Here is a 6041-nt window from a genome sequence, read left to right as displayed (position 1 = left end):
CCAGGAGCAGCTGGGCCGAGCCGGCGCCGGCGTACATCGTCAGGTCGAGGCGACCGGTGACCTCGTGTGATCGCGCGTCGACGACCCGCAGAATCCCGTCGGACACCGACACCACGCGGGAGCCGTCGGTCTCGACGGTGTCCGGCTCGCCGACGCCGGGCTCCTGCACGTTCGTCGTCGAGTGGTCCGGCGCGGTGCCGCCGCCGGCCTCCGGCGCGGAAGCCGCGGACTTGCCGGCCGAGTCCACCGAGTCCACCGGCGTGGGCAGCCCGTAGCGCTTGCCGTAGGGAGAGCCGGGCAGTCCGTAGGCGGTGACACTCTTCGCGGTCTGCGTGCGCAGCGCAGCACGCATGGCGTCGCAGGTGTCGAAGGCGGCGAGTTCGACCTGACGTGGCGCGGGGCCCAGGCCGGACGGCGGCGGTGACGTAATCGGCACCGGAGACGATGGCGCCGGACGGGCCGGGGGGTGGGAACCGGGAGAGCCGGTGGTCACCAGCGCGATCGTCACGGCGGCGGCGGCGACGCCGACGGCGAAGACGCCGCCCAGCACGGCCGGCCGGCGGGATCGTCGCGCCGGGTGGCTCGCCGGTTGCGAAGAGGCGGATCGTCCCTCGACGTCGTCCATGCGGGGCTCCCCGGTCGACAGCCGGTGCACCGGACCAGGAAGGTCGCGGCGGAGCCGGTTACCTCCTACACGAGGTGAGGGGCCGTTGGAGTTTCACGCGCGGGTGACTTCAGCGGACGAGGAGCGACTGACCGGGGCGCTCGAGGTAAACGGTCCCGAACTCGGCGACCACCCGCACCCAGCGGCCGGCGAGGTCGACATGGACCGACCCGCCACGGGGCAGGAAGCCCATCCGCAGCAGCGCACTCAGGGTGCGGAGGTTGACCGCGGCGGTGGCCGGGCCGTCATCCGCCGCCACAGTGAGCACCGTGGAGTCGAGCAGCGCGTCGGCGACCTCGGCCCGCGGCTGGGCAGTCGGTACCCGCTCGCGGGCGGCTGCCTCCTTGAGCACGAGCGCGCCGGCTCGCACGATCCCGCGGATGACCTCGTCGGGGACGGTCTCGATCCGTTGCCACCCACCGGTGGGCGGCAGGCCGGTGCGCCATTCGGCGTCGCGGGCCTGCGGCACAGCGACCTCGGCGCTCTGGCGTCCCGCACCACCGCCGGCTCGGCTGGCGCCCTCGCTCGCGGCGGCACCGCCGGCGTCCAGCCAGGCGATCATCTCGGCGGCACGCACGGTGACGTCCAGCTTGTCTGTCCGCGGCACTCCGCCCACCCGGCGCGACACCAGCACGCCGAACGGCAGCCGGACGAGCACGGTGGCCGCACCGGTCCCGAGCCTCAACCGGGCCAGGCTGGCCGGGTCGAGGGTGACCGCGCGGCGCAGGACGGGCGCCAGCTCGGTCAGCGCCGCCCGATCGTCAGGACCGAGCACCTTCGGCACCCGCATCGTCGGCAAAGCCGCGCAGCATGCCGCGCTCCTCGTCGGTGAGCCGGCGGGGCCGGTCGATCGCGAAGTCGAAGGTGACGCACTTCGTCGCGGCTCGGGCGGCGAGCGAGTCGCCGTCGAACACTTCGTAGCGCACCACGAAGCTCGCCCCGCGGACTTGCTCGATCCACATCTCCACCCGCAGCGGCTCCGGGTGATAGACCACGGGCCGGAGGTAGTCGATTTCGTGCCGAGCGACCACGGTGCCGCTGGAGAACCCCTCGTGCCGGTGGAAGAACATCGCCATCCGGGCCTGCTCGAGGTACTGAAGGTAGGCCGAGTTGTTGATGTGCCGGTAGGCGTCCATGTCCGACCACCGCATGTGCACCTCGTGGCTGAAGCGGGCCACCGAATCAGGCGCGCATCAGTCGCGGGTCAGCTTGCGGTGTGTCACCGCGTGCGGACGGGCGGCCTCCGGCCCCAGGCGCTCGACCTTGTTCTTCTCATAGGACTCGAAGTTGCCCTCGAACCAGAACCACTTCGCCGGATTCTTGTCATCGCCCTCCCAGGCGAGGATGTGGGTGGCGACGCGGTCGAGGAACCACCGATCGTGACTGGTGATCACTGCACATCCGGGGAACTCGAGCAGCGCGTTCTCCAGTGACCCGAGGGTCTCGACGTCGAGGTCGTTCGTTGGCTCGTCGAGCATGAGGACGTTGCCGCCCTCTTTCAGCGTCAACGCGAGATTCAAGCGGTTGCGTTCACCGCCCGACAGCACACGCGACGGCTTCTGCTGATCCGGGCCCTTGAAACCGAACGCCGACACGTAGGCGCGCGACGGCATCTCGACGTTGCCCACCTTGATGTAGTCGAGACCGTCGGAGACGAGCTCCCAAACGTTCTTGGCCGGATCCAGACCGCCTCGGCCCTGGTCGACATAACTGATCTTCACCGTGTCACCGACGCGCAGTTCGCCCGCGTCCGGCTTCTCCTGTCCGACGATCATCTTGAACAGCGTGGTCTTGCCCACCCCGTTGGGGCCGATGACCCCGACGATGCCACCGCGCGGCAACGTGAACGAGATGTCGTCCCACAGCAGCTCGTCGTCGAACCCCTTCGTCAACCCGTGCGCCTCGACGACTACGTTGCCCAGCCGGGGACCCGGCGGGATCTGGATCTCCTCGAAATCGAGCTTGCGGGTCTTCTCGGCCTCGTTGGCCATTTCTTCGTATCGGGCCAGGCGCGACTTGCTCTTCGTCTGGCGGCCCTTCGCGTTCTGCCGTACCCAGTCGAGTTCGTCGAGCAGGCGCCGCTGCAACTTCTGGTCCTTCTTGCCCTGCACCTCGAGGCGCTGCGCCTTTTTCTCCAGGTAGGTCGAGTAGTTGCCCTCGTACGGGTAGGCGTGCCCGCGGTCGAGCTCGAGGATCCACTCGGCGACGTTGTCGAGGAAGTACCGGTCGTGGGTGACCGCCAGCACGGCGCCCGGGTACTTGGCGAGGTGCTGCTCCAGCCACTGCACCGACTCGGCGTCGAGGTGGTTGGTCGGCTCGTCGAGCAGCAGCAGATCTGGCTGCTCGAGCAACAGCTTGCACAGTGCGACCCGGCGCCGTTCGCCGCCGGAGAGGTGGGTGACCGCCTCGTCGCCCGGCGGGCAGCGCAGCGCGTCCATCGCCTGCTCAATGCGGCTGTCCAGCTCCCAGCCCTCGGCGTGCTCGATCGTCTCCATCAGCTCGCCCTGCTCGGCGAGCAGCGTGTCGAAATCGGCGTCCGGCTCGCCCATCGCGTTCGACACCTCTTCGAAACGCGCGAGGGTCGCCCGAAGGCCGGCCACGGCGTCCTCGACGTTCCCGCGAACCGTCTTGGTCTCGTCGAGTGGCGGCTCCTGTTGCAGCAACCCGACCGAGAAGCCGGGCGACAGCCGCGCCTCGCCGTTGGACGCCTGGTCGAGCCCGGCCATGATCTTCAGGACGCTGGACTTGCCAGCACCGTTCGGCCCGACGACACCGATCTTCGCGCCGGGTAGGAAGGACAAGGTGACGTCGTCGAGGATCACTTTGTCGCCGTGCGCCTTGCGCACCTTGTACATGGTGTAGATGAACTGGGCCACGGTCCGTCCTTGCCGGTATCTATCGGATGTCTCCGGCGTCGTGCCGGTCAGTGTCCATTGTCCCAGGCGATGTCACGTCCCCGTCGGCTGCGGGGTCCTACACGTATGAATCTCCGCACTGAGCGCTTCCTGCTCGCGATCCTTTGCCTGTCCGCTGCCGACGTCGGCGTCTGGGCCTTGATCGCGCCACGATCCTTCTACGATTCCTTCCCCGGGCTGGGCCGCCACTGGATCGACGTCACCGGCCCCTACAACGAGCATTTCGTGCGCGACGTCGGAGGTCTGTACCTGGCGCTGCTCGGGCTCAGCGCGTGGGCCGCGCTGCGCCCGACGCGCGATCTGGCCCGCGTTGCCGGACTTGCGTGGTCGGTGTTCAGCCTTCCCCATCTTGCGTATCACGCCGGCCATCTCGACGAGTTCGGGGCCGGCGACCGGATCGGCAACCTGATCGCCCTAGGCGGCACCGCCGTCGTGGGGCTGGCCCTGTTCGTCGCCCCGTGGCCGGCCACTGGGCGATCGGCGGCGGAAGGCGTCGGCTGACCTCGCCGCCGGCTCGGAGCGGCGAGGCCAGCCGACCGCATCATGAGGCGGACGCGAGTTCGCGGACCTCCCCGGGTCCCGCATCGACGACCATCGCCGACTGTTCAGAGATGACGTCGAGGTAGTCGTCGCTGCGGTCGACCGGGATGCCATGTTCGTCGACCTCGACGTGCGCGGCGGGAGCGGGGCGGTTGACCTTCTCGAACGTCGCGACGCCCCGGCTGAGGTCCGGGCCGACCGCGAGCGCCTCGAGTTCATAGGCCGTCCGCAGCGTCTCTTCCTGCTCGTACTCCCGCTGGTAGTAGCGGCCGGTCACGACCACCGGCTGGCCCTTGCGTAGCGACTGCGCGACGTTCTCGCCGAGCGCTCGCCAGCAGGTGACGGTCACGAAGAGGGTGTCACCGTCGACCCAAGCGCTCTTCTCGCGGTCGAACCGGCGCGGTGTCGACGCCACGCGGAAGTTCGCCACCGAGTGACCGCTCTTGGTCCGGCGCAGCTTCGGTGCGTCGACCAGATTCCCGACCACCGTCATTGTCGTTTCGTTCATGTCCGTGCTCCTTCTCGTTCCGGTTCGTCCCGGTACCCGCGGCTGGGTGTGGATCCAGCACACCGGCTGCGAACGGAGATCGCGACGGCTGATCGGGATCTGTGGACGGCGGCCGGGGTTGTGGACGCGCGGACGGAACGGCGTCGGTATCGAGTGGTATGCGCGCGGGCCGATCAGGGCGGCCAACCGGTACCCTTTCGAGCCGGAAGCCCCCGTAGCTCAGTGGATAGAGCGCCCGCCTTCTAAGCGGTTGGTCGCAGGTTCGATCCCTGCCGGGGGCGCTCTGCCGCCCACAATGACTGGGCTGCGCGCGCGTCAAGGCCTCGGCCAATGGTCGGCGGGAGCGTAGCAAGTCGATTAATCCGCGCAGCGAGCCGAGCGTGCATTAACCCCAACAAATCTCGGGCCTTCGGGCATATTTCAGAGCTTCTCCTGCTCCGGCACAGCGCTCAGCGCTCAGCGCTCAGCGCTCAGCGCTCAGGTAACGCCTTCAGCCGCCCCGTCTTCATCGATGGGGCGCCGGGAAGCTGGAACCGCAACCCGGTTCGGCGGCGCCGCACCGAAGCCCACGTCATACGCGGCGCGGAGGGCGATTTGTCGCGCATGTTCAGTGCAGAAATCACTGGAGTACCACCTTCGATAAGAAAAGATCTACGAGACGTAGGGGACGCAGAGACCAGAGCCGGCCGACCAGAGCTACGCCAATCGCTGCGCAAGTCTGTCCGTCAGCGGCCCAGCGCGACCAGGTCACTCCAACCGGTCACACGCGCCTCGCCTCGCTAACGGCGACGCGACAGCTGCCCTCGATCTACCGATCATCAACGGGCGGATGACCCGCCGGAGTAGACGAACCACCGGCACGGGCGCCGGAGTAGACGAACCATCCCGTCTTGCGCCGTAGCGGTAAATCCGTTTCCGGCCGGCACGTCGTCATCGGCTCCAACGCACCGTCCGGCGCTGGCAGTCTGGGGAAACCGCACCGTGGTTGCGCGACCGTTCCGCCCGCCTGAGACTTGAGCGGTGAGCAGCGATGGGCTGATCTGGTTCGGCGTGGCCGTCCTGCTGCCAACAGCACTGGGCTACGCCGTAGTCGGTGCGCGCCGGATCTTTCGCCACCTCGGAAATCGAGGAGCGGCGGGGCCGTCGCGGCGGCCGATTGACGGCCTGTCCGCCGACCTCCGACGACTGCACGCCCTGGTGGAGAAGACGGAGAATACGGTCGGCGTTCCGGCGAAGAACATCCGCTGCCAGGCCGCTCGGGCCGCGTACCTGGACGCACTCCTCGTGGCCTGCCGGGAGCTTGAGATCCCGCCGCCCGAGGGTCGTCCGGTCGCGCGCTCCGAGATCTATCGGGTCGAGTCGGATTTGCGGCGCCGCGGTTTGGACGTTCGCGCTGTGCGGTGACACTGGCGGG

The 6041-nt window shown here is 68.7% G+C and carries 7 protein-coding genes and 1 tRNA gene; 3 read left to right on the top strand and 5 right to left on the bottom strand.

Annotated elements, in window-relative coordinates; translation table 11 throughout:
- From ABR571_RS00895 to ettA, 4 genes are all read right to left on the bottom strand, one after another.
- The coding region (locus tag ABR571_RS00895; RefSeq protein WP_409451288.1) for a beta-propeller domain-containing protein at nt 1-625 on the bottom strand (625 nt) is incomplete at its 3' end.
- Between the two features lie 109 nt (nt 626-734).
- A complete protein-coding gene (locus ABR571_RS00890) occupies nt 735-1439 on the bottom strand; it encodes a hypothetical protein (RefSeq protein ID WP_409451287.1) in 705 nt (234 codons plus the stop codon).
- Nucleotides 1426-1842 (bottom strand): acyl-CoA thioesterase, encoded by a 417-nt coding sequence (locus tag ABR571_RS00885; RefSeq protein ID WP_409451286.1) that lies wholly within the window; start codon nt 1840-1842, stop codon nt 1426-1428. The genes ABR571_RS00890 and ABR571_RS00885 overlap by 14 nt, the downstream gene beginning before the upstream one ends.
- Before the next feature lie 15 nt (nt 1843-1857).
- On the bottom strand, nt 1858-3540 hold the full coding sequence (gene ettA, locus ABR571_RS00880) for an energy-dependent translational throttle protein EttA (protein ID WP_409451285.1): 1683 nt from the start codon (nt 3538-3540) through the stop codon (nt 1858-1860).
- 105 nt (nt 3541-3645) lie between these two features.
- On the opposite strand from ettA, the gene ABR571_RS00875 reads away from it, so the two are divergent.
- A complete protein-coding gene (locus ABR571_RS00875; RefSeq protein ID WP_409451284.1) occupies nt 3646-4080 on the top strand; it encodes a hypothetical protein in 435 nt (144 codons plus the stop codon).
- Nucleotides 4081-4120: 40 nt separating this feature from the next.
- Here the strand turns inward: ABR571_RS00875 and ssb are convergent, their stop codons facing one another.
- Nucleotides 4121-4627 carry a single-stranded DNA-binding protein gene (ssb, locus tag ABR571_RS00870; protein ID WP_409451283.1) on the bottom strand — a complete coding sequence of 169 codons (507 nt, stop codon included), beginning with the start codon at nt 4625-4627 and terminating at the stop codon, nt 4121-4123.
- Nucleotides 4628-4835: 208 nt separating this feature from the next.
- On the opposite strand from ssb, the gene ABR571_RS00865 reads away from it, so the two are divergent.
- Nucleotides 4836-4908 (top strand) — tRNA-Arg (locus tag ABR571_RS00865).
- A 769-nt stretch (nt 4909-5677) separates the two neighbouring features.
- The gene (locus ABR571_RS00860; protein WP_409451282.1) at nt 5678-6031 is read left to right on the top strand and encodes a hypothetical protein; all 354 of its coding nucleotides are present in this window, start codon (nt 5678-5680) and stop codon (nt 6029-6031) included.
- The last annotated feature ends 10 nt before the right edge of the window (nt 6032-6041 follow it).

Source organism: Jatrophihabitans sp., from assembly GCF_046262535.1.
Classification (GTDB): Bacteria; Actinomycetota; Actinomycetes; order Mycobacteriales; family Jatrophihabitantaceae; genus Jatrophihabitans.
This window is presented reverse-complemented; position numbering and strand designations above follow the sequence as displayed.